This is a genomic window from Nonomuraea pusilla (genome assembly GCF_900109355.1).
GTDB lineage: Bacteria > Actinomycetota > Actinomycetes > Streptosporangiales > Streptosporangiaceae > Nonomuraea > Nonomuraea pusilla.
In genome coordinates this window covers 72,526-98,022 of record NZ_FOBF01000001.1, presented here as the reverse complement: position 1 = coordinate 98,022, position 25,497 = coordinate 72,526, and the positions used below count along the sequence as shown (strand labels likewise).

At 72.7% G+C, this 25,497-nt stretch carries 20 protein-coding genes; 8 read left to right on the top strand and 12 right to left on the bottom strand.

The features are described 5' to 3' along the window. Nucleotides 1-82: 82 nt before the first annotated feature. Entirely contained in the window at nt 83-1,051 is a 969-nt protein-coding gene (locus tag BMX74_RS00400; protein WP_091097433.1) for an aldo/keto reductase, read from the top strand. 176 nt (nt 1,052-1,227) lie between these two features. On the opposite strand, the gene thpR is transcribed toward BMX74_RS00400, so the two are convergent. The 4 genes from thpR to BMX74_RS00380 all read right to left on the bottom strand — a co-directional run bounded on the left by thpR (nt 1,228) and on the right by BMX74_RS00380 (nt 5,074). After that, nucleotides 1,228-1,785, bottom strand: coding sequence for an RNA 2',3'-cyclic phosphodiesterase (thpR, locus tag BMX74_RS00395; RefSeq protein WP_055507707.1), 558 nt, complete (start codon nt 1,783-1,785; stop codon nt 1,228-1,230). Nucleotides 1,786-1,820: 35 nt separating this feature from the next. Then, nucleotides 1,821-3,044 (bottom strand): MFS transporter, encoded by a 1,224-nt coding sequence (locus tag BMX74_RS00390; protein WP_055507706.1) that lies wholly within the window; start codon nt 3,042-3,044, stop codon nt 1,821-1,823. A gap of 23 nt (nt 3,045-3,067) precedes the next feature. Beyond that, complete coding sequence (locus BMX74_RS00385) at nt 3,068-3,520, bottom strand: MarR family winged helix-turn-helix transcriptional regulator (RefSeq protein ID WP_055507704.1); 453 nt, start codon at nt 3,518-3,520, stop codon at nt 3,068-3,070. A 114-nt stretch (nt 3,521-3,634) separates the two neighbouring features. Beyond that, entirely contained in the window at nt 3,635-5,074 is a 1,440-nt protein-coding gene (locus tag BMX74_RS00380) for an NCS2 family permease (RefSeq protein WP_305728603.1), read from the bottom strand. A gap of 82 nt (nt 5,075-5,156) precedes the next feature. Here BMX74_RS00380 and BMX74_RS00375 point away from each other — a divergent pair, with 82 nt between their 5' ends. Beyond that, the gene (locus BMX74_RS00375; RefSeq protein WP_055507700.1) at nt 5,157-5,369 is read left to right on the top strand and encodes a DUF2530 domain-containing protein; all 213 of its coding nucleotides are present in this window, start codon (nt 5,157-5,159) and stop codon (nt 5,367-5,369) included. Nucleotides 5,370-5,751: 382 nt separating this feature from the next. Here BMX74_RS00375 and cpt read toward each other — a convergent pair whose 3' ends face one another. After that, the gene (cpt, locus tag BMX74_RS00360; RefSeq protein WP_091097429.1) at nt 5,752-6,306 is read right to left on the bottom strand and encodes a chloramphenicol phosphotransferase CPT; all 555 of its coding nucleotides are present in this window, start codon (nt 6,304-6,306) and stop codon (nt 5,752-5,754) included. A 162-nt stretch (nt 6,307-6,468) separates the two neighbouring features. Next, complete coding sequence (locus tag BMX74_RS00355; RefSeq protein ID WP_177227130.1) at nt 6,469-9,825, bottom strand: serine/threonine-protein kinase; 3,357 nt, start codon at nt 9,823-9,825, stop codon at nt 6,469-6,471. A 112-nt stretch (nt 9,826-9,937) separates the two neighbouring features. Here BMX74_RS00355 and BMX74_RS00350 point away from each other — a divergent pair, with 112 nt between their 5' ends. Further along, nucleotides 9,938-10,465 (top strand): hypothetical protein, encoded by a 528-nt coding sequence (locus tag BMX74_RS00350; RefSeq protein WP_091097424.1) that lies wholly within the window; start codon nt 9,938-9,940, stop codon nt 10,463-10,465. 78 nt (nt 10,466-10,543) lie between these two features. Here the strand turns inward: BMX74_RS00350 and BMX74_RS00345 are convergent, their stop codons facing one another. After that, nucleotides 10,544-13,573: a sacsin N-terminal ATP-binding-like domain-containing protein gene (locus BMX74_RS00345; protein WP_091097421.1), complete on the bottom strand. Its 3,030-nt coding sequence runs from the start codon at nt 13,571-13,573 to the stop codon at nt 10,544-10,546. Between the two features lie 66 nt (nt 13,574-13,639). Continuing rightward, nucleotides 13,640-14,458 carry a DUF3027 domain-containing protein gene (locus BMX74_RS00340; RefSeq protein ID WP_055507689.1) on the bottom strand — a complete coding sequence of 273 codons (819 nt, stop codon included), beginning with the start codon at nt 14,456-14,458 and terminating at the stop codon, nt 13,640-13,642. Between the two features lie 126 nt (nt 14,459-14,584). Here BMX74_RS00340 and BMX74_RS00335 point away from each other — a divergent pair, with 126 nt between their 5' ends. Further along, entirely contained in the window at nt 14,585-16,138 is a 1,554-nt protein-coding gene (locus tag BMX74_RS00335) for an MFS transporter (protein ID WP_091097420.1), read from the top strand. Nucleotides 16,139-16,153: 15 nt separating this feature from the next. On the opposite strand, the gene BMX74_RS00330 is transcribed toward BMX74_RS00335, so the two are convergent. Together BMX74_RS00330 and BMX74_RS00325 are read right to left on the bottom strand one after the other, a co-directional pair. Beyond that, entirely contained in the window at nt 16,154-16,546 is a 393-nt protein-coding gene (locus BMX74_RS00330; RefSeq protein WP_055507687.1) for a cold-shock protein, read from the bottom strand. 91 nt (nt 16,547-16,637) lie between these two features. Beyond that, nucleotides 16,638-17,258, bottom strand: coding sequence for an HAD family hydrolase (locus BMX74_RS00325; protein WP_055507685.1), 621 nt, complete (start codon nt 17,256-17,258; stop codon nt 16,638-16,640). A 241-nt stretch (nt 17,259-17,499) separates the two neighbouring features. On the opposite strand from BMX74_RS00325, the gene BMX74_RS00320 reads away from it, so the two are divergent. Together BMX74_RS00320 and BMX74_RS00315 are read left to right on the top strand one after the other, a co-directional pair. Beyond that, nucleotides 17,500-18,117: a TetR/AcrR family transcriptional regulator gene (locus BMX74_RS00320; protein ID WP_055507683.1), complete on the top strand. Its 618-nt coding sequence runs from the start codon at nt 17,500-17,502 to the stop codon at nt 18,115-18,117. Between the two features lie 75 nt (nt 18,118-18,192). Further along, nucleotides 18,193-20,523 carry a helicase C-terminal domain-containing protein gene (locus tag BMX74_RS00315; RefSeq protein WP_091097417.1) on the top strand — a complete coding sequence of 777 codons (2,331 nt, stop codon included), beginning with the start codon at nt 18,193-18,195 and terminating at the stop codon, nt 20,521-20,523. A gap of 59 nt (nt 20,524-20,582) precedes the next feature. Here the strand turns inward: BMX74_RS00315 and BMX74_RS00310 are convergent, their stop codons facing one another. After that, nucleotides 20,583-21,239: a hypothetical protein gene (locus tag BMX74_RS00310; RefSeq protein ID WP_091097415.1), complete on the bottom strand. Its 657-nt coding sequence runs from the start codon at nt 21,237-21,239 to the stop codon at nt 20,583-20,585. A gap of 367 nt (nt 21,240-21,606) precedes the next feature. Here BMX74_RS00310 and BMX74_RS00305 point away from each other — a divergent pair, with 367 nt between their 5' ends. Then, the gene (locus BMX74_RS00305) at nt 21,607-23,103 is read left to right on the top strand and encodes a class I adenylate-forming enzyme family protein (protein ID WP_143078503.1); all 1,497 of its coding nucleotides are present in this window, start codon (nt 21,607-21,609) and stop codon (nt 23,101-23,103) included. Nucleotides 23,104-23,203: 100 nt separating this feature from the next. Continuing rightward, a complete protein-coding gene (locus BMX74_RS00300) occupies nt 23,204-24,856 on the top strand; it encodes a DNA repair helicase XPB (protein ID WP_091097411.1) in 1,653 nt (550 codons plus the stop codon). A gap of 222 nt (nt 24,857-25,078) precedes the next feature. Here the strand turns inward: BMX74_RS00300 and BMX74_RS00295 are convergent, their stop codons facing one another. Next, nucleotides 25,079-25,396 (bottom strand): hypothetical protein, encoded by a 318-nt coding sequence (locus BMX74_RS00295; protein ID WP_055507673.1) that lies wholly within the window; start codon nt 25,394-25,396, stop codon nt 25,079-25,081. Nucleotides 25,397-25,497: the final 101 nt, after the last annotated feature.

Sequence of the window (25,497 nt, the reverse complement as noted above, 5' to 3'; positions counted from 1 at the left end):
GACCGCGGCGCGCAGGAGGGCGGCGGAGATCATGAAGCCACCGTCTGGCCTGGAGTGCGCTCCAGGTCCTTAGGGTTGAGTCATGGACTACGTCAACCTCGGACGCAGCGGGCTCCAGGTGAGCCCGCTCTGCCTCGGCACCATGAACTTCGGTCCGGTGACCTCGGAGGAAGACTCCTTCGCGATCATGGACAGGGCTCACGAGCTGGGCATCAACTTCTTCGACACGGCGAACGTCTACGGCTGGAAGAAGGGCGAAGGCGTCACCGAGCAGATCCTCGGCCGCTGGTTCGCCCAGGGCGGCGGCCGCCGGGAGAAGACCGTCGTCGCGACCAAGCTGTACGGCTCCATGGGCGACTGGCCGAACGAGGACAAGCTGTCGGCGCTGAACATCCGGCGCGCCTGCGACGCGTCGCTCAAGCGCCTGCAGACCGACTACATCGACATCTACCAGGCGCACCACATCGACAGGAACACCCCGTTCGACGAGTTCTGGGAGGCGATGGAGGTCCTGCGCGCGCAGGGCAAGATCCTCTACGTCGGCTCGTCGAACTTCGCCGGCTGGCACATCGCCAAGGCGCAGGAGACCGCCGCGCGCCGGGGCACGTTCGGCCTGGTCAGCGAGCAGAGCCACTACAACCTGCTCACCCGCGCGGTGGAGCTGGAGGTGCTGCCCGCCTGCGAGGACTACGGCCTCGGCGTCATCCCGTGGAGCCCGCTCGCCGGCGGCCTGCTCGGCGGCGTGCTGCGCAAGATGGACAAGGGCCGCTCCGCCGCCGACCACATGGTCAAGGAGCTGGAGAAGCACCGCGACAAGATCGAGCGGTACGAGAAGTTCTGCGACGAACTGGGCGAGGACCCCGCCTACGTGGCCCTGGCCTGGCTGCTCAGGCGGCCCGCCGTCACCGCGCCGATCATCGGCCCGCGTACGGTCGAGCAGCTCGAAGGCAGCATGCGCACCCTGGAGATCGACCTCGACGAGCAGGCGCTCGCCACTCTCGACGAGATCTTCCCCGGGCACCGCACCGCGCCGGAGGACTACGCCTGGTGAACCGGCCGTCGGCCAACCGGCCGGCGCGCGGGTGAACCGGCCGACGGCCAACCGGCCAGCGCGCGGGTGAACCGGCCGACGGTCAGCTGACCAGCGCGCCCACCACGACGATGAGCAGCAGCAGGCCGAGCACCACGGGCAGGAGCCAAGAGCGAGGACGGTCCACGACCTGGAGCCTAACCCCGCTCGGCGGGTGCGAGCGCCCATTCGGCCAGTGACTCGTACCTCACCCGGGGCCCCGGGTGGCTGCGCACGAGCCGTACCGTCTCCGCCCGCCAGGGCGAGCCGCTGAAGCCCGACAGCGACTCGGCCAGCGGGCGGAGGTCGGTCTCCGTCTTGGCGCGGGCCAGCGTCAGGTGCGGGTGGAAGCGCTTCTCGTCGGTCTGGTCGGCGCCGGCGCGGCGCGCCCCGGCCCGTACGGAGCCGGCGAGGGGCGTGATGGTGTCGCCGGCGACGCCGGCCCAGAAGACCTTGGCCCGTCGCAGCGACGAGAACGCGCCGAACCCGCTGAAGGCGAGGTCGAGCGCGGTGTGGCGGCGGACGGCCCTGGCCAGCCTGGTCTCCAGCTCCGGCAGCACCCCTTCTGGCACCTCACCGAAGAAGCCGAGCGTGATGTGCCAGGTGGACCGGTCGGGCCAGCGCAGCCCCGGCACCTGCCCGACGTGCGGCGCGATCGCGCGTTCGATCTCGTCCAGCACCTCGTCGGGCGGCACCAGGGCCGCGAAGAGCCTCATGTCATCTCATTGTGCCCCGCCCGGGGCGCGGCGTCTCAGGCCATCGCCGGGACGGCGCGGTGGACGCGGGCGCTGATCACCCTGGTCACGAGCACCGCGAGCCCCGTGCCGACCAGCACGAGCGCGCCCGACAGCACCACGCCGGCCCGCGGACCGCCGAGGTCGGACAGCCAGCCGATCAGCGGGGCTCCGATGGGCGCGCCGCCGGTGAAGACCAGCATGTAGATGCCCATGACCCGGCCGCGCATGTCGGGGGACGTGGCCAGCTGCACGCTGGCGTTCGCCGCCGTGTTGATCGTGATCAGCGCGATGCCCGTGGGGACGAGCAGCAGCAGGTACACCGGGTAGAACGGCGCCAGCCCCGTCGCGATCTGGAAGAGCCCGAACCCGATCGCCCCGGCGAACAGCACCTTACGCGTCAGCCTGGCCCGCCGCGCGGCCAGCAGCGCCCCGCCGAGCGCGCCGACGGCGAACATGCTGGACGCCAGCCCGAACGACGACGCCCCCGCGCCGAACACCTGCCGGGCCATGAGCGCGATCGACATCGAGAACGACTGCGAGAACATCGACACGAACGCGATCAGCAGCACCGGCATCAGCAGTTCCTCGCGGCTGAGCACGTACCGCAGGCCCTCGCGGAGCTGGCCCTTCGCCCTGGGCACCGGCTCCGACAGGTTGAGCTCCGACGCGCGCATGCACACCAGGCTGGAGATCACGGCGCCGAAGGTGAGCGCGTTGATGAGGAAGAGGGGGCCCGTGCCGCCCAGCACGTAGATCAGCACACCGGCCAGGGCCGGGCCGACCACGCGGGCGAGGTTGAAGATCGAGCTGTTCAGCGCGATGGCGTTCGGCAGGTCGCGGCGGCCGACCATCTCGACGACGAACGCCTGCCGGGTCGGCACCTCGACGCACGAGATGACGCCGAGCAGGAACGCCATGACGTACACGTGCCAGACCTGCGCCTGGCCGGTCATCGTGAGCAGGCCGATCGTCAGCGCCAGCAGGGCCATCAGCGACTGCGCCGTGACGAGGATGGGCCGCTTGGGGTAGCGGTCGGCGAGCACGCCGCCGAACATCCCGAACAGCAGCATCGGCAGGAACTGCAGCGCGGTGGCCGTGCCGAGCGCCCCCGCGCTGCCGTGGGTCAGGTCGAGCACCAGCCAGTCCTGGGCGGTGCGCTGCAACCAGGTGCCGACGTTCGAGACCGCCCCGCCGGCGGCGAACATGCGGTAGTTGCGGATACGGAGCGACCGGAACATTCCGGTCCTGGGTTGCTCCGGCTCTATATCCTGCTGAGCTTCTCCAAGATCGGAGCCGCCTGCCGGAGTATCGACCGTTCCTCGGGTGAGAGCTCCTTCAGCCGCTGCGTCAGCCACGCCTCCTTGCGGCGTCGCTCCTCCTTCAGCAACTTCTGGGCGGCCTCGGTCACGGTCACGGTCACCTGCCGCCTGTCGGTCGGGTGCGGGGTGCGGGCGACCAGACCGCGTTCCTCCAGCGCGGCGATCACGCGCGTCATCGAGGGCGGTTGCACCTTCTCGAGCTCGGCCAGCTCGCCTGGGGTTATCCCGGCATGCCGCTCCACCGCGGCGAGCGTCGCGAACTGGGTGGGCGTCAGCGAGTGCGCCGCCGCCTGTCGTCGTAGTCGCCTGGTCAGCCGCGCCAGCGACACGCGCAGGGCTGAAGCCAGGCCTGCGTCGGAGCGCAGATCCATCTTGGGCTGAGTGTTGGTTAGCATGAGTCATTACCTTTGCTAACTATAAGGGACGGCGCGGTATTTCCCAACCGCACGGGGTTTCCGTACGCGCGAGGCCGTCCCGCCGGGGTGCGGAACGGCCTCGGACGGGGGAGCTCAGAGCCCGAAGACGATCTTGATCGGGCCGAGCGCGAAGTACACGACGAACAGCAGCGACACCAGCCACAGCAGCGGGTGCACGTCCTTGGCCCGGCCGCGCACCACCTTGATGAGCACGTAGCTGATGAAACCGGCGCCGATGCCGTTGGAGACCGAGTACGTGAACGGCATGACCACGATGGTGAGGAACGCGGGGATCGCCGCCTCGTAGTCGCTGAAGTCGATGTCACGCACCGACGTCATCATGAGGAAGCCCACCACGACCAGCGCGGGCGCCGCCGCCTCGTACGGCACCACCTTCACGAGCGGCGTGAACACGATCGCGACCAGGAAGAGCAGACCGGTGACCACGCTGGCCAGACCCGTCCGCGCGCCCTCCCCGACGCCCGCCGCCGACTCGATGTAGGTGGTGTTCGACGACACGGAACCGGCGCCGCCCGCCGCCGCGCCGATCGAGTCGACCAGGAGGATCTGCTTGGTGCGCGGCAGGGCGCCGGTCTCGTCCACCAGGCCCGCCTGGCGGCCGACGCCCACCACCGTGCCCATCGTGTCGAAGAAGTCCGTGATGAGCAGCGTGAACACGAACAGCAGCACGAGCAGCACCGAGCCGTGCGTGAACGCCCCGATCGGGTCGAACTCCTTGAACAGCCGGAACGGGTTCTCGATGGCGAAGATCTGGTCCGGCATGGACGGCTGGTTCATCATCCAGCCGCTGGGGTTCTCCGGCCCGCCCTGACCTGGCCTGATCAGGGCCTCGACGATCACGGCGAGCACGGTCGTGACGACGATGCCGATGAGGATCGCCGCCTTCGCCTTCCTCGCCACCAGCGCCGCCGTCAGCAGCAGGCCCACCACGAACACGAGGATCGGCCAGGACGTCAGGTTGCCGCCGATGCCCAACTCCAGCGGGGTGCCCGCGCCCTTGCGGACGAAGCCGGCGTCCGCGAAGCCGATCAGTGCGATGAACAAGCCGATGCCCACGCTGATCGCGGTCTTCAACTGGGAGGGGATGGCGTTGAACACCGCCACCCTGAACCCGGTCAGCACGAGGACGGCGATGATCACGCCTTCCACGAAGACCAGGCCCATCGCCTCCTCCCAGCTCATCTTGGGAGCGATGTTGAAGGCGACGAAGGCGTTCAACCCGAGCCCCGCCGCCATCGCGAACGGCACCTTGCCGATCACTCCCATGAGGATGGTCAGGACACCCGCGACCAGCGCCGTGCCCGCCGCGACCAGGGGGATGTTCGGCGCGGACCCGTCGCCGATGTACTGCAGGTCGCTGTCCTGGGCGGTGGCGATGATCAGGGGGTTCAGCACGACGATGTACGCCATCGTGAAGAACGTCGCGAACCCGCCCCGTACCTCACGCGCGACGGTCGAACCTCGTGCAGAGATTGCGAAGAATCTGTCTATTGCATTAGGAGTGTCACTCACGCGGCGAACTGTGGCAGTAGTCCTTGATCTGCGCAAATGCCGGTAATCGGATCGAGACCCGATTGGAAGCTAGGGTGGACCCGTGAAGCAGCAGTGGCACCCCGACCCGGAGCCGATCAAGACCAACGACACCGCCGCCATCGCGATCGGCACCGCCGCCTGGGCGATCGCCCTGGTGCTCCTGCTGATCCTCCGACCGGCCCCCGAACACCAGTGGTGGATCTGGACCTGCGTCACCGGCATCGCCTTCGGCCTCTTCGGCCTCTGGTTCGTCAACCGCCCCGCCCGCCGCTGACCAGCCCGTTCCCGCCGGATTCCGTCCTGATACACCCAGGAGGCAGTCGGACGGAGCCTCGCCCGTCGGCTTCCACGGCCGCGACGGCCTGGCCGACCTGGTGGGAACCAGCGAGGAAGGCGGCGGCTTCAGCGGGCTCGTCCTGACCTACGTCGTCCGCGGCGAGGCGCGGGTCGACGAGATCGCGGCAGAGGCCCATCGGCGCCACCATCCTCAAGCCCGGCCCGCGCCGAGGTCCAGCACCGAGCTCGGCCGCGTGGGGAACAGATGCAGGACCGCCCGGTGAACCTCCGCGAACGTCACGCTCTCGTACCGCTCCGCGAGGGCCGCCGCCTCCTCGCCGTACCCGGCGGTGGAAGGCGGCCGTCCGAGCAGGAGGCCGTCATGCGCGGGTGGGCCTCCCCGGCTCCCCGGGCCTTCGCAGGTGGTCGGCGATGGTCTGCGCGCACGCCGCCGGCTCGGCCCGCGTGGTGTCCACCTCCAGGTCGTAGACGACCCCTCGGTGCACCAGTTCCGCCTGCGCCGCGGCCATCCCCCGTACGCGGTCGGCCCGCGCCGCCTCGCGTCGCGCGGCGACCGCCGCGTCACACCTGACCGCGACCCACAGGACGTCCAGCCCGGCGAGGGCGCTCCGCCACCGCTGCTGGGAGGCCGCTCCGCCGAGGAAGACGTCGTCGATGACGATCCGCGCCCCCGCGCGGGCCATCGCGGCGATCCCCTCCATCCACGCCGCCTCCAGCGCCCGGAACTCCGCCCCGACGCTCACCCCGCCGTCCGGGGCGAACTCGATGCCGTCGTCGGAGGTCTGCATGGACGGGGGCATCGCCTCGATGAGCGAGTCGACCCCGAAGGTGAGCCATGGCTGCGGCAGGACGGCCTGTAGCTTCCGGGCGAGTTCGGACTTTCCCGCACTCGACCCGCCATTAAGCACAATCACCTGAGATGTCACCGCGCCACAGTAGAGCCTCCCCTGCGGGACGCGGCAACGGATCCACCCGGACGATCGAGCGCGGTCAGCTGAGCCACGGCCCAGGGCCGCCTGATGGGCCCGGTGTGCGGGTCGCCACGTCCCCTTGATCGAGCAGACTGGCTCGTTCGATCAAGGGGACGTGGCGGCAGGCGCGGACGGGCAGATCTCCCGGTACGGGAGCGCCGGGACGAAACCGGCCCACTCCTGGGCCGTCAGCGACGATCCGGCCTTGGCGCACACCGCCGCGACCACCGCCGGCGCGGCCACCGGGAACCGTCTGATCGTGGCGTTCCTGTCCACGGTGAGCACCTCCGCCCCGTCGGGTGTGAAGGCCACCGACAGCAGTTCGCCGTTCACGGGGTCGAGGCCGCCGCCGGTGTCGGCGGAGCGGCCCAGCCCGCCGCCGGACACCGGGTCGAACAGCAGCACCCTGCCCCTCTCCTGCGTCAGCACGATGAGGTCCTCGACGGGCGAGTACGCGCCGCTCCCCCCGGAGATCTCGCGCGCCGGGACGCCGACGACAGTCCTGCTCCCGATGTCCCAGCGGGTGACGCGCCCCCGCCCGTCGAGCGTGATCAACTCCCTGCCCGAGTGGGTGAACCACACCATGCCGCCTTCGGCGTCGGCGCCCTGGTCCCCGAAGGGCCCGCCCAGCCCCCCGCCGGTGGCCGCGTCCAGGAGCCGCAGGTCCCGTCCGACGACGGCCATGCGCCGGCCGTCCGGGGTGAAGGCCACCTCCGAGGGCCGGGCCGCCACCTGCCACAGCCTGCGGCCCGAGCGCCAGTCCCACAGCTCGACGCTGGAACCCCGCTTCAGCGCGAGCCGCGTGCCGTCGGGGCTGAAGAACGGCAGGAGGCCTCCACCTGCGGCGAAGGAGCCCAGGTCCTTCCCCGTGGCCAGGTCGGTGACCGTGACCCTGCCACCCGCCACGGCCGCCAGTCGGCCGTCACCGCTGATGTCGAAGGCGCCGGGGGGATCGGGGGCCGGGATCGTGGCGATGGCCTTCCCCATGGGCGTGGCCCCGGCCGCGGCGACCGGGTGGACCGTGGCCGAGCCCTCGGTGCCGGTGACCACCAGGTACCGGCCGTCCTTGCTGAACGCCGCCGCGTCCACGGGATCGCGCTCCTCCCGCGGCGCCATCAGGTCGCCGACGTCCACCGAGAAGACCTGGTCGCCCAGGAGATACCGGAACGTCGAACCGTCGAAGGCTCCGACCGGCGTCACCCCCAGTTCGCCGTCGCCCAGGACCTTGACCTTGGTGAGCAGCTGGAAGTCGGCCATCTCCCAGAACTGGACGTCCTGCCGCGACAGCGTCGCCAGCAGCCGGCCGTTCCCGCTGAAGATCGCTTCACCTCGGTTGTAGGTGCCCTTGCCGACCACCTCCGACCAGCCCTCCTTGACGTTGGTCACCGTCAGTCCCTCGTCGCGGTCCACGGCGTGCCAGGTGCGGTCGGGGCTGACCACGCCGGTCCTGCCCTGCGGCGTCGCCGCGACCACACGTCCCCCGGAGCTGATGAGCACCTCGGCACCCTCGTTCTTCCTGACGGCCGCGATCCATCCCGTCTCCTTGTAGGCGATGCGACGGTACGCCGAAGAGGCGACGACCTTCCCCGTACGGGTGTCCCAGGCTCCGGCGTGCGTGGCGTTCGCGCCGACGAGCGTGCGGCCCGAGGGCGACAGTGCGATCTCCGTCAGCCGGCCGCCGTCCAGCTTGACGGGCACCGACGCCGTCCGTCTGCCCGTTCTGACGTCCCACAGCCGCACCTGGCCGTCACCGGCGCTCACCAGCGTGCGCCCGTCGTCACTCAGGTCCGCCAGGTCCGATCCGTACGGGTCGCGGAACATGGCCCGCTCGCGCTGGGCCAGCGAGGCGTTCAGCGCCGCCCTGGCCTGCGGGGTGGCCTTCAGCCGCCAGGCCGCCACGCTGAGCAGCATGCCGAGGCGCGGATCCGTCCGCCTGATCGTGCCGGCGAGCGCGGCCAGGCGGATCGACTCCGACATGTTCAGCCGCGCCGCCAGCAACTCGGCCCGGGAGTCGGCGATCGCGCCCTGGCGCACGGCCAGCCCGCCCGCGGCCAGCGCGACGACCAGCAGGCCCGCCAGGCTCAGCGACACCAGCCTGGTTCGCCTGGCCCTGCGCCTGGTCAGCCGCGCCGACGACTCCAGGAAGTCGCGCTCGGCCGGGGAGAGCGTGATGTGCCGGCGCGAGGCGGCCGCCCACTGCAGCGCGTGCTCCAGCGTGGCGGCCTGGAACAGGTCGCCGTCCTTGCGCCCGCCCGCCGCCCACCGCTTGGCGGCGGTCAGGATCCGCCCGTGCACGGCCAGCCCGTCGCGGTCGGCGTCGATCCAGCGGCGCAGGCGCGGCCAGGCCAGCGGCAGCGCGGGATGGGCCAGCCGGATCTCCTCGCCGTCCCTGCCCAGCAGGTACGCGAACACCTCCAGGATCCTGGTGATCGCTGCCCTCTCCGCCGGCGGCCTTCCCTCCACCAGCTCGGACAGGTGGGCGTGCCGGGGGGTCAGCTCGTCGCGCTCGCCCACCGCGACCAGCCGCAGGAACACCTCCGGCACGAGCTCGCGCTCCGCCGGGCCGAGCAGCTCGTACGAATCCTCCGCCAGCGTGCCGAGCGCCGGGTCGTCGTCGGCCCCGGCCATCTGGGCGGCAGCCGAGTCCCCCCGGGCGAGCAGCCCCCTGGTGTCGATCCTGCCGTCACCGCTGACCAGCGCGAGCAGGAGCTGCCGCGCGGACGGGCGCTCGCGCGGGTCCTTCATGAGCGCCGCGCCGACCAGCGAACGCAGGGGCTCGGGCAGCACGTCGAGGTCAGGGCTGGACGCAAGGACCCGGTGCATCACCCCGCCCAGGCTCTCCGCCTGGAACGGGTCGGCCCCGGTGGCCGCGAACAGCATGATGCCGCCCCAGGCGAACACGTCGGCGGGCGCGCCCGCCCGATGCCCGCTGAACACCTCGGGCGCCATGTACGTGGGGGTGCCCGTCACCAGTCCCGTCGCGGTCAGCGACATCTCGGCGGTCCTCGCGATGCCGAAGTCGATGACCCGCGGCCCGTCAGGGCCGAGCAGCACGTTGTCGGGTTTGAGGTCGCGGTGCACCACGCCGGCCTCGTGGATCGCGGTCAGCGCGGTGGCCACGGCGGTCGCCAGCCGGTGCAGGTCGCCGCCGTGGAACCTGCGCCCGTCCGCGACCGCGCTGCGCAGGCTGGGGCCGGGCACGTACTCGCTGACCAGGTACGGCCTGGGCCCCTCCAGGTGCGCCTCGATCACCCGTGCCGTGCAGAACGAGGAGACCCGTTGCGCCGCCGCGGCCTCCTTGGCCAGCTGCGCCGCCTGGTCGCCGTGCAGGACCTTGATGGCCACGCGGGCGCCGTCCTCGGCGTAGCCCTCGTAGACCACGCCCTGCCCGCCGGCGCCCAGCCGGCCCGCGAGCCAGTACTCTCCCAGCCGCTGGGGGTCGCCGGCAACGAGAACGTCCATGGAGATCTTGGATGCCGCGATCAACCAGAAAGTTCTGGCCGGAAACAGTGCCTTTTCGCACATTCACGCGATGTTGACGATGCCGAGGGTGATGATCCTAGGATCACGCCCCATGATCCTCTCTGTCGCGCTCAGTGCCTCCCTCGCCCTGACCGGTTCGCCCGCTCACGCCGCCACCAAGCCGGTGACGTTCCAGGGCTTCACCATCCAGGTCCCCATCCAGTGGCACGCCAAGAAGGAGGGCGTCAACCTGCGCGTCATCACGGGCGTCTGCTCGCCTCAGGCCGCCGAGTGCCAGAGCTTCCTGCTGGGCGGCCCCCAGGCGGTCAAGTACGCCTCCGAGGGCGGCCCGTACCGGCCTGACCAGCCGTACCACCCGAGCAGCGGCGTGACCGAGTGCGTGCCGGTGAAGAAGTACAACAGCGGGCAGGCCACGCGCGTCAGGACCTCGAAGGCGGTGTTCGGCGCCGGGCAGCGGGCCCGGTTCACCGAGTGGAAGGTGTCCTGCGACGGCAGCGAGCTGAACGTCGCCTCGTACACCCAGCGCGTCTGGTACGTGAAGGCCAAGAAGGTGATCGTCGTCGACCACTGGAAGACGCCGGGCCTCGGCGGGATCCTCGCCAAGGCCGTATGGAGCTAGCCGTGTCGACCCGCCCGCACGAACCGCCCTCCACCTGGAAGACGGTTCGTGCCGGGGCAGCGGGGCGGTGGCGGCCGGTCAGGTGAGGTCGGCCTCCGCCAGGAGGAGGGGGACGGACTCAGGGTCGCGCAGGAGGGCGGCGACGGCGAGGCGGTCGTTCCACTGGCCGGTGGCCCACGCGAGCCCCCGGGCCAGGCCGTCGACCCCCGTGCAGTGCACCATGCCCTCGAAGAACCGCCACGCGCACGCCGCGCCGTCGACGAGCAGCTTCTCGTGCTCCACGTACGTCTCGGGCGCGGTGGGCAGCAGCGAACGCACCTGGGGCGGCACCTGGCGCACCTCGCCCTGCGTGGTCACCTCGCCGGCCGCCACCTCACCGGCCAGCGGCAGGTCGAGCAGCTCGGACAGCGACTCGGCCAGGTCGTACGGCGCCAGCACCAGCGGCCGGTCGGTGACGAGCTGGAGCAGGTCGGGCGCCTCGACCACGACGACGTCCTCGGCGGGCGCGACGACGATGTCGCCGCCGAGCACCGCGCGCACCCGGGCGGGCGGCGCCACCCTGGACGGCTCGACGGCGGCCAGCGCCACCCACAGCGCCCGCAGCTGCGCCCTGTCGACCTCGACGGACTCGTCGGCCATCAGGTCGAGCAGCTCCTCGGGGCCGCCGTGGGAGGCGAGCAGGTCGGCGAGCGTGGTGCGCACGCCGAGCATGGCCAGCGCCATCTCGTCGAGCCCGGCGGGGGCGTCGGCGTACAGGCCGTGGAGCAGCGGGTCGGCGCCGGGCAGGCGCAGCTCGGTGGGCTTGCGCCCGTCGAGCACGGGGTGGTTGGCCAGCCACCACGCGGTGTACGACGGCACCTCGACGCCCTCGACGCGCAGGGGGTGGAGCGCGGCCCGCAGCGGCGGGGTGGTGAGCAGCCGCAGCGCGGCGGGCCAGTCGGCCACCAGCTCCAGGTCGCGGACGGCGGTGAACTCGCCGATCAGGGGCGGCACGTCGAGGTCGGGCAGCAGGTCGAGGACGTGGTCGATCCACTCGTCCTCGCCGTCGAGGTCGTGGTCGCAGTCGTCGCGGTCGAGCAGCACGTCGGAGTCGTGGGCCACGGCGAACCCGTCGAGGACGCCGGCGGCCTCCAGCACGCGGGCGCCGTAGGCCTCCTCCAGCTCGCGGGCGGCGACGCCGAGGTGGGTGCCGGGTTCGAGCAGCCCGGCGAGCGCGCCGTCGGCCAGCATGAGCTCGCCCGCCGGGTAGAGCTCGCCGTCGGTGCCGCGCAGCGCCAGCTCGCCCAGCCAGGGCGCCTCGCCTGGCGCGAGCCCGGCCGCCTGGACGAGGGACAGCACGGCGCCGGCCACGGGCTCGGGGTCGGGGCTGTCGAGCGACTGGGAGACGGCGGCCTTGGTGAGGGGGTCTTCGAGGATGGTGCGCGGCGTGGCGGTGGCGGCGCCGAGCCTGAGCAGCGCCGGGTGGGCCGCGTCGGGGTGGACGATGCGCAGCCCGAGGGGCGTGAGGTCGATCGACGCCGCGCCGCCCTCCAGGATGAGCGTGCCGCGCGGGCCGCGGACGAGCCGCCCGTCGGCGAGGGGCACGGGCAGGGCGCCGAGCGACTCGGGATCGTCGGCGGGCAGCACGTCGTACAGCGCCCGCCACCAGGACGGCTCGCGCCCTTCGACGACCTCGCCGGACAGCAGGTCGACGACCTCGGCCAGCTCGACCCTGCGCACGCCGAGCGCCGCCATGGCGGGGTGGCGCGCGGGCCAGCCCGCGGGAAGCAGCCCGGGGACGATGTCGGCGATGAACGCCAGCATGTCGCCGGAGCCGGGCACCACGGCCGCCTCGCGGCCGGTGACGACCCAGCCGTCGCCCTCGGGCTCGCGGGCGGGGTGCTCGACCCGCCACTCGGCGTCGGGCTCGTACACCTCGGCGTCGGCGAACGACGGGGTCTGGACGGCGGGCGCGGGCGCGGACAGGGCGGGCAGCAGCGGCGTGTCGGGCAGCCGCCGGAGGACGGCGCGCCTGACGCGGGCGTCGAGCTCGCCCTTGCCCATGAGCGAGGGCACCAGGTCGAGCAGCTTCGGCGTGCGCGGCAGCTCGCGCAGCAGCCGGACGTAGGCGTCGGCCACCCGCTCGACGAGGAAGTCGGTGAGCGGGCCCTTGGCGACGTGCCGCCTGTCGGTGGCCATCGGGAACGAGGCGATGAGCAGCGCGGGCAGGTCGACGGGCTCGTCGCTGGGCGTGGGCGCGTGGACGACGGGCGGCACCGCGGCGGGCAGCGGCCCGGGCTCGCCGGTGCCGGTGAGGGGAACCGCCCAGCGCACGGACCAGAACGGGCGGGCCCGCTCCTCGGTGGGGCGGTCGTGGAAGAGCTCGGCCACCTGCTCGGGGGTGAACTCGCCGGGGTCGGACACGACGTGCCAGCCGTCGGCGGCGACGGTGCGCACGGAGCCGTCGAGCTCGATCTCGATGGCGGTCAGCGCCGGCATGCCGAGCGGCAGCGCCGGGCTGGTCTCGGCGAGCATCTGACGGACCGCGGCGACCGCGGCGGCGTCGCGCAGCGGGAGCCGTACGACGGTGTCGAACCCCTCGGGCACGTCGAGCGGCGGCGCGTCGAACGGCAGGCGCAGCAGCGGGACGTGGCCGGACCGGTCGGCGAGCTCGCCCGCGAGCGCCGGGACCTCGGAGACCAGGGCGGCCGTCTCCTCGCGCGACCAGCGGACGGCTCCCGCCCCGCGTGAGCCGATGGCGGGGGCGTCGCAGACCGAGACGACCGCCGCGAAGCCGACGCCGAACCGGCCGGCCGCGCCCGCCTCGTCACGCTTGCCGGAGACGCGCAGCGTGGACAGGCCCTCGACACCGACCGCGTCGAGGGGGGCGCCGGTGTTGGCGGCGGTCAGGACGTCGCCGTCGAGGGTCAGCCGCAGCACCCCGGGCACGCCCGCGCGCAGCGCCGCGTCGGCGGCGTTCTGGGCGAGCTCGACGATGAGCCTGTCGCGGTAACCACCGAGCGCGAAGTCCTCCTCGGCGTTGGCGTCTTCACGGAAGCGGGCGGGCGAGGCCGTCCACGCGGCGAGGACGGCGGCTCGCATCCGGTCGGTGCCAAAGGTGTCGCTCATCTATCACGATCCTGATCTGAGTGTTGGGGGCCACCGTAGGCTAGCGGTCTCCACCGACAGTCATGGTCAGGATCGACCGGGCTCCTCGGGGCCTTCGTCGTCGGCCGGCGCGGTGTCGCCGGCCGCCGCGGTCTCCTCGACGATCAGGTCGAAGCCCAGGTCGTCGAGGATGGGGATGGCCTGCTCCACCGGCGGGGGCAGCACCGCCGCCTCGGAGTGGGCGCCGCAGCCGTGGTCGGCGGCGACGACCCTGCCGTCGTCGGGCGCGTACTCGTTAGCGCACACCCCGAACATCTGCCGCAGGCCGCCCGCCAGCGGCCAGTAGAAGCCGCAGGTGGCGCACTGCGCGGGAGCGGCGTGTGCGATCGGAGTGTTCGGCCCGTGCTCGCCGGAGTGCCAGCGACTGGCAGCCCGGTCCCTGCCGATGGCCGAGAGCACACGGGCTCGGCCCAGGCCGTACTCGAAAATCATCTGACGATCGACGTCGTCGTCGGTCTCGGTGAAACCCGGCGCCAGCCGGTCGTCGTCGTCGGGCGTGGGCAGCAGGTCGCCCACGCCGAGGTCGCCGGGGCGCAGCCGCTCCCTCCACGGCAGCCACTCCGGCGCGAGCAGCGCGCCCGTGCCGGGCAGCAGCACGGCCTCGCTCACCGTGACCTTCTTCGCCCTGGACGCGCGGGTGACCGTGACGGCCCAGCGCCAGCCGCGGTAGGCGCGGTCGAGGCAGGCGAAGTAGTGGGTGACGATCCGGTCGCCTTCGCTCTCGTAGCCGAGGTGCTCGCCGGGCTCGCCCGGCCGCGCGAGCTCCTCGGCGGCGGCGCGCGCCAGATCGACCGCGGCGACACAGGCCTGGTCGGGAGCGGAGACGCGGGCCCTGGTACGGCTCATCGGGCCGCCTCCGCCGAAAGGTGCTGTTCGCTCACACTTCATTCTCACCCATGCCGGGGACCTGGCGGGCCCACAACGGGAGATCTCCGGCTGAGAACGGCGACGAATCGGGTAAGACTGGTAGGCGTGGAGGGCGGCTGGGACCAGGCGCGGCAGATCTCGCGCCGTTTGGGCCACGCGCTGAGCGGCGCGGGGCGGTCCACGGCGCGCGCCACGAGGGCCGCCGTGCGCGCCTCGAAGGCCACCGCGGCGGGCACGGCCCGCGCGGGCCTGGCGACGGCGCGGGGCGCGCGCAAGGTCGGGCTGGCCACCCGGCGCCTGACGCACGCCGACGGCGCCGACCGCACGGGGCTCGGCCGGCTGATCGAGCTGTCGGCCGCCAACAGCGCCTGCGACGCGCTGGTGACCATCGCGCTGGCGAGCACCGTGTTCTTCGGCGTCCCCGTGGGCGAGGCGCGCGGCTCCGTCGCGCTGTACCTGGTCGTCACGATGCTGCCGTTCGCGCTGCTCGCGCCGTTCGTCGGGCCGATTCTCGACAGGTTCAGGTCGGGCCGCAGGTACGTCATGGCGGGCACGCTGTTCGGCCGCGGCCTGCTGTGCTTCGCGATGGCGGCGGCGGTCGGCCCCGGCGACCTGCCCACGTTGTTCGTGGGGGCGCTCGGCGTGCTGGTGCTGTCGAAGGCGTACAACGTGTCGCGGGCGGCGATCATGCCGAGCGTGCTGCCCGCCGACATCACACTGGTCTCGGCGAACGCCCGGGTGGCGCTGTTCACGCTGGTGTCGGCGGGCCTGGCCGTCCCGGTGGCGGCGGGGCTGACGGCGTGGCTGGGCAGCGCGGCGACCCTGCGGGTGGCGATGGTGGCGTTCCTGCTCATCGGCGTGGTCGCGGTGCGGCTGCCCCGGCACATCGACTCCCCCGACCTGGAGGAGGAGGGCGCGGCGCCGCGCTGGCGCACCCTGCTGAAGGTGGGGCCCGCCGTCGCCGAGGCGGTCTGGGCGAACCTGGCGATCAGGGTGTTCTCCGGGTTCCTGCTGTTCTTCCTGCTGTTCCTCGTCCAGGACGAGCAGGTGCCGTGGCTGGCCGGGACCGACCCGTTGATCGACGTCACGAGGACGATCGCGCTGCTCGCCGCGGCGGCCGGGCTGGGCGGCCTGGTGGGCGCGGCGGTGGCGAACTGGACGCGCAACCACAGTCCGCAGGTGATCGTCCTCGTCATGCTGGGCGTGACGAGCGTGACCGCCGTGGTGACGGCGCTCCTGTTCGGCGTGTGGACGGCGCTGGCCGTCTCGCTCGTCACGGCGTTCGCCCAGGAGCTGGGCAAGCTGGCGCTCGACGCGATCGTCCAGCGGGAGATCGGCGAGGAGGTGCGCTCGTCCACGTTCGGCGTGGTGGAGGCGGTGCTGCAGCTCGCCTGGGTGCTGGGCGGCCTGGTGGGCCTGACGATGTCGCTGACGGAGAGCAGCACCGCCGGTCTCGTCACGCTGGGCGCCGCGCTGACCGCGGCGCTCGCCTGGCTGCTCGTGAGCAGGCGCGGGCGGCTGCGCGCGGCCGAGGCGCGGGCGGCGGGCCGGCACCTGGCGGACGACGACTCAGGAGCGGGGCACGAGGGCGCCGACCGGGCCGGTGAGCGTACCGAGGTCATCGACAGGACCAAGCCGCTCACCAACCCGCACGGCTGAACGGGCGGGACGCGGTCAGGCGTCGAGGTCGTCGGCCACGGCCCTGAGCACCTGCGCGATCTTCTTGGCGTGGGCCGCGTCGGGGTGCTTGCCGCGCTGGTACGACGTGGAGACGCCGTCGAGCAGCTTGATCAGGTCTTCGACGATGACCACCATCTCGTCCGGCTTCTTCCGCTTGGCCTTGGGCTTCTTGGCCAGCGTCGGCGGCTGGTCCAGCACGCGGACGGACAGCGCCTGCTGCCCCCTGCGGCCTTCCGCCACGCCGAACTCGACTTTCTGTCCGGGCTTGAGCGGGGCGGCCCCTGCGGGGAGCGCGGAGGAATGCACGAAGACCTCACCGCCGTCGTCGCGGGTGAGGAAGCCGAAACCCTTGTCGGCGTCGTACCACTTGACCTTGCCACTCGGCACAGGAGGACCTCGTTCAACCAGTCGTCAAAGGGTGAATGGATGTAGGTTATGCCCCGCGAAGCGCCGGGGCGACCGGGAAAATCCCCGGCATTTAGCGCAGTTCTCCCGGAGAGCGCCATCCGGCGAACCAGGCGGCGAATTCCGTGAGGTCGCCCAACGTCACATCCGCGCCGTGATCACGCAGTTCGCCCACCGTGTACGGGCCCGTCGCGACCGTGACGCTCACGGCGCCACCCGCGCGGGCGGCCTCGATGTCCGCCACATGGTCACCAACATAGGCGGCGGCGCCGAACCTGGCGAGCGCCGTGCCCTTGGCGGCGCCGAAGACCGACCCGACGACCTCGTCCACCTGGAGTCCGAGCAGTTCGACGGTGCTGGTGGCGTCGCGCAGGTTCTTGCCCGTCACGACGATCACCCTGCCGCCGCCCGCGCGTACGGCGGCGATGGCCTCGTGCGCGCCCTCCATCGCGGTGTGCGCGGGCAGCGCGACCTCGGGATAGACCATCCTGAACAGCGTGGCGGCGGCCGGCACGTCCTCGGCGGGCAGCCAGTTGGCCAGCTCGTGCTCCAGCGGCGGGCCGAGCCTGCTGACGACGGCTTCGCTGTCGATGGGGACGCCGAGACGGGCCGACAGCTCGTCGTAGGCGGCGGCGATGCCGGACCGCGTGTCGGCCAATGTCATGTCGAGGTCGAAACCTACTGAAGTCCCCACATGAAGAAGGATGCCAAAAAGATCCTCCTTACGGGTAACGGGGCTTGTTGTGGCACGCGGGGTAATGAGGGAAGAAAGGAATTACTTATCGGAGACCGGCTCCCGCGGAGTGATCCATGCCACCCACCGCCCACCGCGGCCACCGCGCGTCCGGCCGCCGCGTCGGCGGGAGGCGGGGCGGGGGCCAGCAGGGCAGGCGATCAGAAACGACTACTCTCCTTACGGAGGTATCAGAGCAGATATGACCAGATCGACGCGCGAGCGGATCGTCGATGAGGCCCTGCGGCTGTTCGCAGAGCGGGGCTACTCCGCCACCTCGGTGGCCGAGATCGAGGCCGCTTCCGGGCTCTCCCCCGGCGCCGGGGGGCTCTACCGGCACTTCAGGTCGAAGTACGAGGTGCTCGCCGCGGCGATCAACGAGCACGCCACGCGCACCAAGAGCCAGGTGGCCGAGAGCATGGCGACGCTCGCCACCATGGAGTCGTCCGTGGACCTGGAGGAGCGGCTGTCGCACCTGTGCCGGGCGGGCCTGGCCAAGGTGCGCGAGGAGTCGAAGCTGACCCGGGTCTTCTTCCGCGACCTGAGCCAGTTCCCCGAACTGGTCGCCGTGGTGCGGCAGGGCCTGCTCCAGCCCATGTTCGACGCCATCACGACCTGGTTCCGCACGCAGCCGGAGTACCGCGACGCCGAGGTGGACTGGACGGGCGTCGGCGTGGTGCTGGGCGGCGCCGTGGTGCACTACCGGCTGTTCCAGGAGACGGTGGGCGAGGCGCCGGCGCACGCCGGGAAGGACCAGTTCGTGGCCGCCTGGGTACGCCTGGCCATGGGCCTGCTGCCCAGCCCCGCCCCGGTGGGCTGACCCCCCGCCCCGCGCCCGCGGGCCCGCGGGCCCGGTGAGGTCGGCCCCGAGCAGGGGCGACATACCATGGCATCGATGGAGTTCACGGAGTGGATCAGGGGGCGCACCGACGCACAGCTGCGGGCGCTCGTCTCCGCGCGTCCCGAGCTGATCACTCCGGTGCCCGCGCATCTGGAGGGCCTGGCGGGGCGTGCGGCCAGCCCGTCGGCGGTCGCGAGGGCGCTCGACCGGCTCGACCGCTTCACCCTCGCCGTCGTCGAGACGCTGGCCGTCCGCGAGACGCCGGCGTCCAAGGAGGAGCTGCGCGCGCTCGTCGGCGCGGCGCTGGCGGAGGGCGGGCCCGAGCCCGCGCTGTCGTCCGCGCTCGACCGGCTGCGCGACCTCGCCCTCGTGTACGGCCCCGACGACGCGCTCGACCTGGGCCCCGGCGTGCGCAAGGTGCTCGACGACCCGGCGGGCCTCGGGCCGAGGGCGGTCGAGGCGTTCCGCCACCACCCGCCCGAGCAGCTCGACGAGATGGCCGACGACGTCGCTCCCGGCACCGAAGGGCCGGGCAAGGAGCGGCTGGCGGCGGCGCTGTCCGAGCCGGGCCCGCTGGTCGCGGAGGTCTCGGCCGAGGCCAGGGGCGCGCTCGACCAGCTCGCCTGGGGGCCGCCCACCGGCCGGGTGCCGAACGCCAGGCGCGAGGTCCGGGTGGCGTCGGCCCGCTCGCCCATCGAGGAGCTGCTGGCCCGGGGGCTGCTGGCGGCCACGGGCGAGGAGAGCGTCACGCTGCCCCGGGAGGTGGGGCTGTACCTGCGCGGCGGCCGGGTCCACCGCGACCTGCGGGCCACCCCGCCCCCGCTGGAGGGCGCCGGCCGCGACCGGGCGCTGGCGGGCCGCACGGCGGCCGGGCAGGCGTTCACGTTCGTCAGGGCGGTCGAGGAGCTGTGCGAGCGGTGGAGCGTCGACCCGCCGGGCGTGCTGCGCACCGGCGGGCTCGGGGTGCGCGACCTGAAGCGCGCGGCGGGCGAGCTCGACGTGCCCGAGTGGGTGGCCGCGCTGGTGATCGAGGTGGCGCACGCGGCGGGGCTGGTCGCGGCGGGGGGCGGCGTCGACGGCGAGTGGCTGCCGACGCAGGGCTACGACCTGTGGCGGGTCAGGTCCACGGCGGAACGCTGGGTGGCGCTGGCGGCGGCCTGGCTGCACACCGACCGCGTGCCCGGCCTCGTCGGAGAGCGCGACGACCGCGACAGGCCGCTCAACGCGCTCCACGCCGACCTGCGCCGCGCCTCCGCGCCGGGCGTCCGCACCGCCACGCTGGGCGTGCTGGCGGCCGCCCCGGGGCTCGCCCCGTCGCGGGAGTCGGTGCTGGCCAGGCTGGAGTGGGAGCAGCCGCGCCGCAGGGGGCCGCTGCGCGAGCAGCTCACCGAGTTCGCGTTGCGGGAGGCCGAGCAGCTCGGCGTCACGGGCCTCGGCGCCATGTCGGCGCACGGGCGGGCGCTGCTGGAGGGCGGCGACGCCGCCGCCGCGCTGGCCCCGCTGCTGCCGGAGCCCGTCGACCACGTGCTGCTCCAGGCCGACCTCACGGCGGTCGCACCCGGCCCGCTGACCAGCGAGCTCAACAGGTGGATGGCGCTCAGCGCCGACGTCGAGTCCAAGGGCGGCGCCACGGTCTACCGGTTCAGCGAGACCTCGGTCAGGCGGGCGCTCGACGCGGGCCACGGCGCGGAGGAGCTGCTCGGCGTGCTCGCGCGGCACTCGGCCACGCCGGTGCCGCAGACGCTGTCGTACCTGGTCACCGACGTCGCCAGGCGGCACGGCAGGATCCGGGTGGGCACGGCCAGCGCGTACGTCAGGTGCGACGACCCCGCGCTGCTCGACCAGATCACCGCCGACCGCAGGGCCGCCACGCTGCGGCTGCGCAGGCTCGCGCCCACGGTGCTCGCCTCGCGCTCGTCGCGCGCCGCGCTGGTCGACTCGCTGCGGGCCATGGGGTACGCCCCCGTGGCCGAGTCGCTGGACGGCGACGTGCTCATCTCCCAGCTCGACAGCAGGCGTACGGAGGGCGCGGCCCCGGTGCGCGGCACGTCCACGGCGAACGGGCTCGACCCGGAGGTGGCGGCGGCGGCCGTGCGCGCGCTGCGGGCGGGCGACGCGGCGCACCTGGCCAGGCGCGAGCCGGTGGACGCGCCCGACGGGCGGCTGCCGCGCGGGCCCGCGACGGCCACGATCAGCGCGCTGCAGGACGCCATCAGGCAGGGCGTGCGGGTGTGGATCGGCTACCTCGACTCGCAGGGCAACGCCACCTCCCGCATCCTGGAGCCGGCCAGGATGGAGGGCGGCTACCTGACGGCGTACGACGAGACGAGGGCGGCCGTGCACCGCTTCGCGCTCCACCGCATCACAGGCGTCGCCGGGCTCTGAGCCGGACCCCGAGCCGGCGTCTCCGAGCCGGTGTCTCCGAGCCGGGCTCTGAGCCGGTGTCAGGCGCCGGCGAGCGCGCGCAGGCCGGCCGCCGCGTCGTCGGCGGGCCCGGCGTCCTGGAGGAGGCGGGAGGCGAGGCGCACGACCTCGGCCGGGGTGGGCAGGGCCCGCGCACGGTCCCTCGCGACGGCGATCTCCTCGGGCGTCCTGCGGGCGGTGCGGTCGAGGGCGTGGACGCACAGGTCGAACAGGTCTCCGGGGTCGGGCGCCGACCAGGCGTGCTCCACCTCGGCCGCCGGCGAGGGGGCGCCGTGGCGGGTGATGACGAGGTAGGAGCCGACCTCGGCCAGCGCGCGGGCGAGGTCGAGCAGCCGGGGGCCGTCGGTGCTCTCGGCGGTCCAGTCGTGCAGGAGGTAGGCCCTGCCGGGGGCGTACTCGGTGCGGGAGAGCAGGTCGGCGAGGGTGCGGCCCGGGGAGAGCACGGTGATCGTGCTCTCCGCGAGCGACATGCGGGACAGCAGGGCGATGGCGCCGAGCCGCCTGCCGGTCTCCTCCTCGCCGACGAGGACGAGCAGGTGGCGGACGGACAGGCGATGGACGGCCTCGGGGAAGCAGGCGGGCTCCAGGTAGGAGCGGAGGAGGGTGTCGGCCGTCCGCCGGTCCAGGTCGCCGGTGACGGGGGAGGTCACCGGTCGCAGGCGGTCGTCGACGGTCATGACGCCACGGGTCGGTGCCGTCGCGTCAAGGTGTGGTGCGCCCGGTGCAGGCGTCTCGGTCACGTAGTCCCCTCGGCCATTGTCAGCTTGATTTCTGCGGAAAACAGGGCGTCCGGCGCATTGCGCCGAAGTGCTTTCCCCGGTTTATACGCGGCCCGCGCCGCGATGGTTCCGTACCACTCGGAACAGGCATGTCACCAGGTCCGCGTACCAAATCCCCTGCCGATGCGGAGCAGGCGGGACAGAAAACACCAAAGCTATAGAAGTAGACTTATGTCTATTTACGAGGCATCACAACATCTTCCACAAGGGCAGTCAAGTCGGCCATGGGGTTGACTCCTGTCCGCACCGCGCATCATCTGTTGATGTGAGCGAGCACACGCTGGGCCGGCTGGCCGAGGAGGCATGGAACCGTTTCGACGACCACGACGCCGTCTTCTCCGCGGGCGTCTGGCACCGCGCCCACGCCCTGGCCGCGCGGGCCCGGCGGATGTGCGGCGGCCTCGCCGAGGCCGGGATCGGACCGGGCGACCGGGTCGTCGTGGCCCTGCCGAACGTCCCCGAGCTGCCGCTCGCCCTCCAGGCCGTCTGGTCGGCCGGGGCCGTCGCGACGCCGGTCGTGCCCGGCGCGGGCGACCCGCGGCACGTCCTCACCGACCGCCTGCGGCACGTCCTCGCCGACAGCGGCGCCCGCGCCGTCGTCACCTCGCCCGGCCTTGAACCGACCGTACGGGCCGCCGCCGGGGACGTCCCCGTCTTCGCGGGGACGTCGGAGCTGGAACGCGGGCCAGAACGCGGCCCCGTGCGCCGCGACCCCGGCGACCTGGCCGTGCTCGCCTACACGAGCGGCACCACCGGCCCGGCCAAGGGCGTCATGCTCGGCCACGGCGCGCTCTGGCACGTCGCCCGCGACGCCTGCGCGCTGTCCCGCCAGGACGGGGTGGACCGCGGCCTCGTCCCCGTGCCGCTCACCCACGCGTACGGGATGGCCGTCTGGCTCGCCGGGCTGCACGCCCCCGCGCCCCGGCAGACCGTGCTCATGGACGGCTTCGAGCCCGAGGGGTTCCTGCGGCTGGCGGCGGAGCTGCGGGCCGGGTTCGGCGCGGTGACCCCCGCCATGATCCGCACGCTGCTGGCCGAGCCGCTCGAGGACCACCCGCTGCCCGACCTGGCGTACCTGACCTGCGGCGCCGAGCCGCTGGGCAGGCGGACGATCGCGGAGTTCGAGCGCAGGATGCCGGGCGTGGTGGTGCTGGAGGGCTACGGCATGACCGAGACCGGCGCCGTGACCTCCTTCAACCCGCCGGGACGGCGCCGGGTGGGCAGCGTGGGGCTGCCGCTGGCCGGGCACGCCGTCACCGTGCGCGACGCCGACGGCGCCCCTGTGGAGCCCGGCGACCTGGGCGAGATCTGCGTCTCCGGCGACCGGCTCATGCTCGGCTACTGGGCCGGCGGCCGGCCGGGCCCCGGCGACGCCGCGCTCGTGGACGGCGAGCTGCGCACCGGCGACGTCGGCTGCGTGGACGACGACGGCTACCTGTACGTGGTCGACAGGAAGCGGGACGCGATCGTCAGGGGCGGCTTCACCGTGTTCCCGCGCGAGGTGGAGGACGCGCTCGACGCGCATCCCGACGTGGTCATGTCGGGCGTCGTGGGCCGTCCCGACCCGGCGGTGGGCCAGGAGGTGGTGGCGTTCGTCCAGCTCAGGACGGGAGCCGCGGCGACGGCGGGCGAGCTCGCGGCGTGGGCCGCGGAGCGCGTCGGCCGGGTGCGCCGCCCGCGCGAGGTCGTGCTCGCCGACGCCCTGCCGCTGACGCCCGCGCTGAAGCTGGACCGCGCGGCCCTGCGCGCCCGCCTCGCCTAGGACCTGCCCCGCGCGAGGCCCGCTCGCTGGGGATTGATGACCGGTTCGGGGACTGTTCCTGCCTTCGCGCGTGTTGGATAAGGGTCAACCGTAGGAAGGGATGTCCGTGAACGACGGCCCGCTCATCGTCCAGTCCGACAAAACACTGCTGCTCGAGGTCGACCACGAGAAGGCCGGCGAGTGCCGGAAGGCCATCGCGCCGTTCGCCGAGCTTGAGCGCGCTCCCGAGCACGTCCACACCTACCGGGTCACGCCGCTCGCGCTGTGGAACGCGCGCGCCGCCGGGCACGACGCCGAGCAGGTCGTCGACGCGCTGATCAGCTTCAGCCGCTACCCGGTGCCGCACGCGCTGCTCGTGGACGTCGCCGAGACGATGGCCCGCTACGGCCGGCTGCGCCTGGAGAAGGACCCCGTCCACGGCCTGGTGCTCACCTCCACCGACCGGGCGGTGCTGGAGGAGGTGCTGCGCTCGAGGAAGATCCAGCCGATGCTGGGCGAGCGCCTGGGCCCCGACTCGGTGATCGTCCACCCGAGCGACCGCGGCAACGTCAAGCAGGCGCTGCTCAAACTGGGCTGGCCCGCCGAGGACCTCGCCGGCTACGTCGACGGCGAGCGCCACCCGATCGACCTGCTGCAGGACGGCTGGGCGCTGCGCCCGTACCAGCAGGAGGCGGCCGACGCCTTCTGGAACGGCGGTTCCGGCGTCGTCGTGCTGCCGTGCGGCGCCGGCAAGACCATCGTGGGCGCGGCCGCCATGGCGCACGCCCGCGCCACCACGCTCATCCTGGTGACGAACACGGTCTCCGCCCACCAGTGGAAGACCGAGCTGATCAAGCGCACGTCGCTGACGGAGGACGAGATCGGCGAGTACTCGGGCAGCAAGAAGGAGATCCGCCCGGTCACGATCGCCACGTACCAGGTGATGACGACCAGGCGGAAGGGCGTCTACAGCCACCTGGAGCTGTTCGACGCGCGCGACTGGGGCCTCATCGTCTACGACGAGGTGCACCTGCTGCCCGCGCCGATCTTCAGGATGACGGCCGACCTGCAGGCGCGCCGCCGCATCGGCCTGACGGCGACGCTGGTGCGCGAGGACGGCCGCGAGGGCGACGTGTTCTCCCTGATCGGCCCGAAGCGCTACGACGCGCCGTGGAAGGAGATGGAGAACCAGGGCTGGATCGCGCCCGCCGACTGCGTCGAGGTGCGGGTCACGCTGACCGACGAGGAGCGGCTGGCGTACGCGATGGCCGAGTCGGAGGAGCGCTACCGGTTCTGCGCGACGACGCCGTCCAAGACGTACGTGACCGAGGCGCTGGTGCGCCGTCACCTGGGCGAGCAGGTGCTGGTGATCGGCCAGTACATCGACCAGCTCGACGAGCTGGGCGAGCACCTGAACGCGCCGGTCATCAAGGGCGACACCCGCATCAAGGAGCGCGAGCGGCTGTTCCAGGCGTTCCGCGACAAGGAGCTGCAGGTGCTGGTGGTGTCGAAGGTCGCGAACTTCTCGATCGACCTGCCGGAGGCGTCGGTGGCGATCCAGGTGTCGGGGACGTTCGGCTCGCGGCAGGAGGAGGCGCAGCGGCTGGGCCGGGTGCTGCGGCCGAAGAGCGACGGCGGCGGCGCGCGCTTCTACACGATCGTCAGCAGGGACACCGTCGATCAGGAGTTCGCGGCGCACCGGCAGCGCTTCCTGGCCGAGCAGGGGTACGCCTACCAGATCGTGGACGCCGACGACGTGCTGGGCGGCGTCTGACGCCGACCGCGACCGCCTGGCCGCTCGCCCACCGAGCGGCCAGGCGTCAAGGTTGTCTCACGTCCACGAGACTCCGCGGGCCGTCGACATGCCAACCACCCCCCTCACTTGCGTACTATCACGCCGCATGCGACATACCCCCATGATCCAGCAAACGCACCTGAAATGCCCGAATTTTTCGGTATTACCAGGTTGGTCGCATTGTCGGGGAAATGCCAGCCTTTATGACTGGACGAGCATGCCTCCGAAGAACAGCACGCCCTCCGCGACTACCCAGCAGGCCACGCCCGCCCCGATCACGAAGCCGAACGCGGGCCCCTCGCGCCTGAACCAGGCGGCCAGCGTGCAGACCGCCGCCGCGACGGCGAACGGCACCGACGCGGCGGAGACCGCGCCGTAACGCTCGGAGCACGACGACGGCGACCCGCCGCCCGCGCAGAACGCCTCCACCCCCCACCCCCCGAACACGGAGAGCCCCCACAGCGCGGCCAGTAACAGGCTGGCGACCGTGGGAAGCAGGGGCGAGAATCCGAGCCGCACCTTCCCGTCGTACCCGCGTGGCGGCCGGTAAATGCTTTGGAAGCGTTGCTGAACGACCACTAAACTGGCGGATTCGCTGCCTGTTATCACCTCCGATCACT

What these genes read in the sequence shown, in the direction of transcription:
- thpR (WP_055507707.1), bottom strand. Translation starts at nt 1,785, where the DNA reads ATGAGGCTCTTCGCGGCCCTGGTGCCGCCCGACGAGGTGCTGGACGAG.
- BMX74_RS00320 (WP_055507683.1), top strand. Translation starts at nt 17,500, where the DNA reads ATGACCAGATCGACGCGCGAGCGGATCGTCGATGAGGCCCTGCGGCTG.
- BMX74_RS00315 (WP_091097417.1), top strand. Translation starts at nt 18,193, where the DNA reads ATGGAGTTCACGGAGTGGATCAGGGGGCGCACCGACGCACAGCTGCGG.
- BMX74_RS00355 (WP_177227130.1), bottom strand. Translation starts at nt 9,825, where the DNA reads ATGGACGTTCTCGTTGCCGGCGACCCCCAGCGGCTGGGAGAGTACTGG.
- BMX74_RS00385 (WP_055507704.1), bottom strand. Translation starts at nt 3,520, where the DNA reads ATGCTAACCAACACTCAGCCCAAGATGGATCTGCGCTCCGACGCAGGC.
- BMX74_RS00350 (WP_091097424.1), top strand. Translation starts at nt 9,938, where the DNA reads ATGATCCTCTCTGTCGCGCTCAGTGCCTCCCTCGCCCTGACCGGTTCG.
- BMX74_RS00390 (WP_055507706.1), bottom strand. Translation starts at nt 3,044, where the DNA reads ATGTTCCGGTCGCTCCGTATCCGCAACTACCGCATGTTCGCCGCCGGC.
- BMX74_RS00340 (WP_055507689.1), bottom strand. Translation starts at nt 14,458, where the DNA reads ATGAGCCGTACCAGGGCCCGCGTCTCCGCTCCCGACCAGGCCTGTGTC.
- BMX74_RS00310 (WP_091097415.1), bottom strand. Translation starts at nt 21,239, where the DNA reads ATGACCGTCGACGACCGCCTGCGACCGGTGACCTCCCCCGTCACCGGC.
- BMX74_RS00345 (WP_091097421.1), bottom strand. Translation starts at nt 13,573, where the DNA reads ATGAGCGACACCTTTGGCACCGACCGGATGCGAGCCGCCGTCCTCGCC.
- BMX74_RS00400 (WP_091097433.1), top strand. Translation starts at nt 83, where the DNA reads ATGGACTACGTCAACCTCGGACGCAGCGGGCTCCAGGTGAGCCCGCTC.
- BMX74_RS00300 (WP_091097411.1), top strand. Translation starts at nt 23,204, where the DNA reads ATGTCCGTGAACGACGGCCCGCTCATCGTCCAGTCCGACAAAACACTG.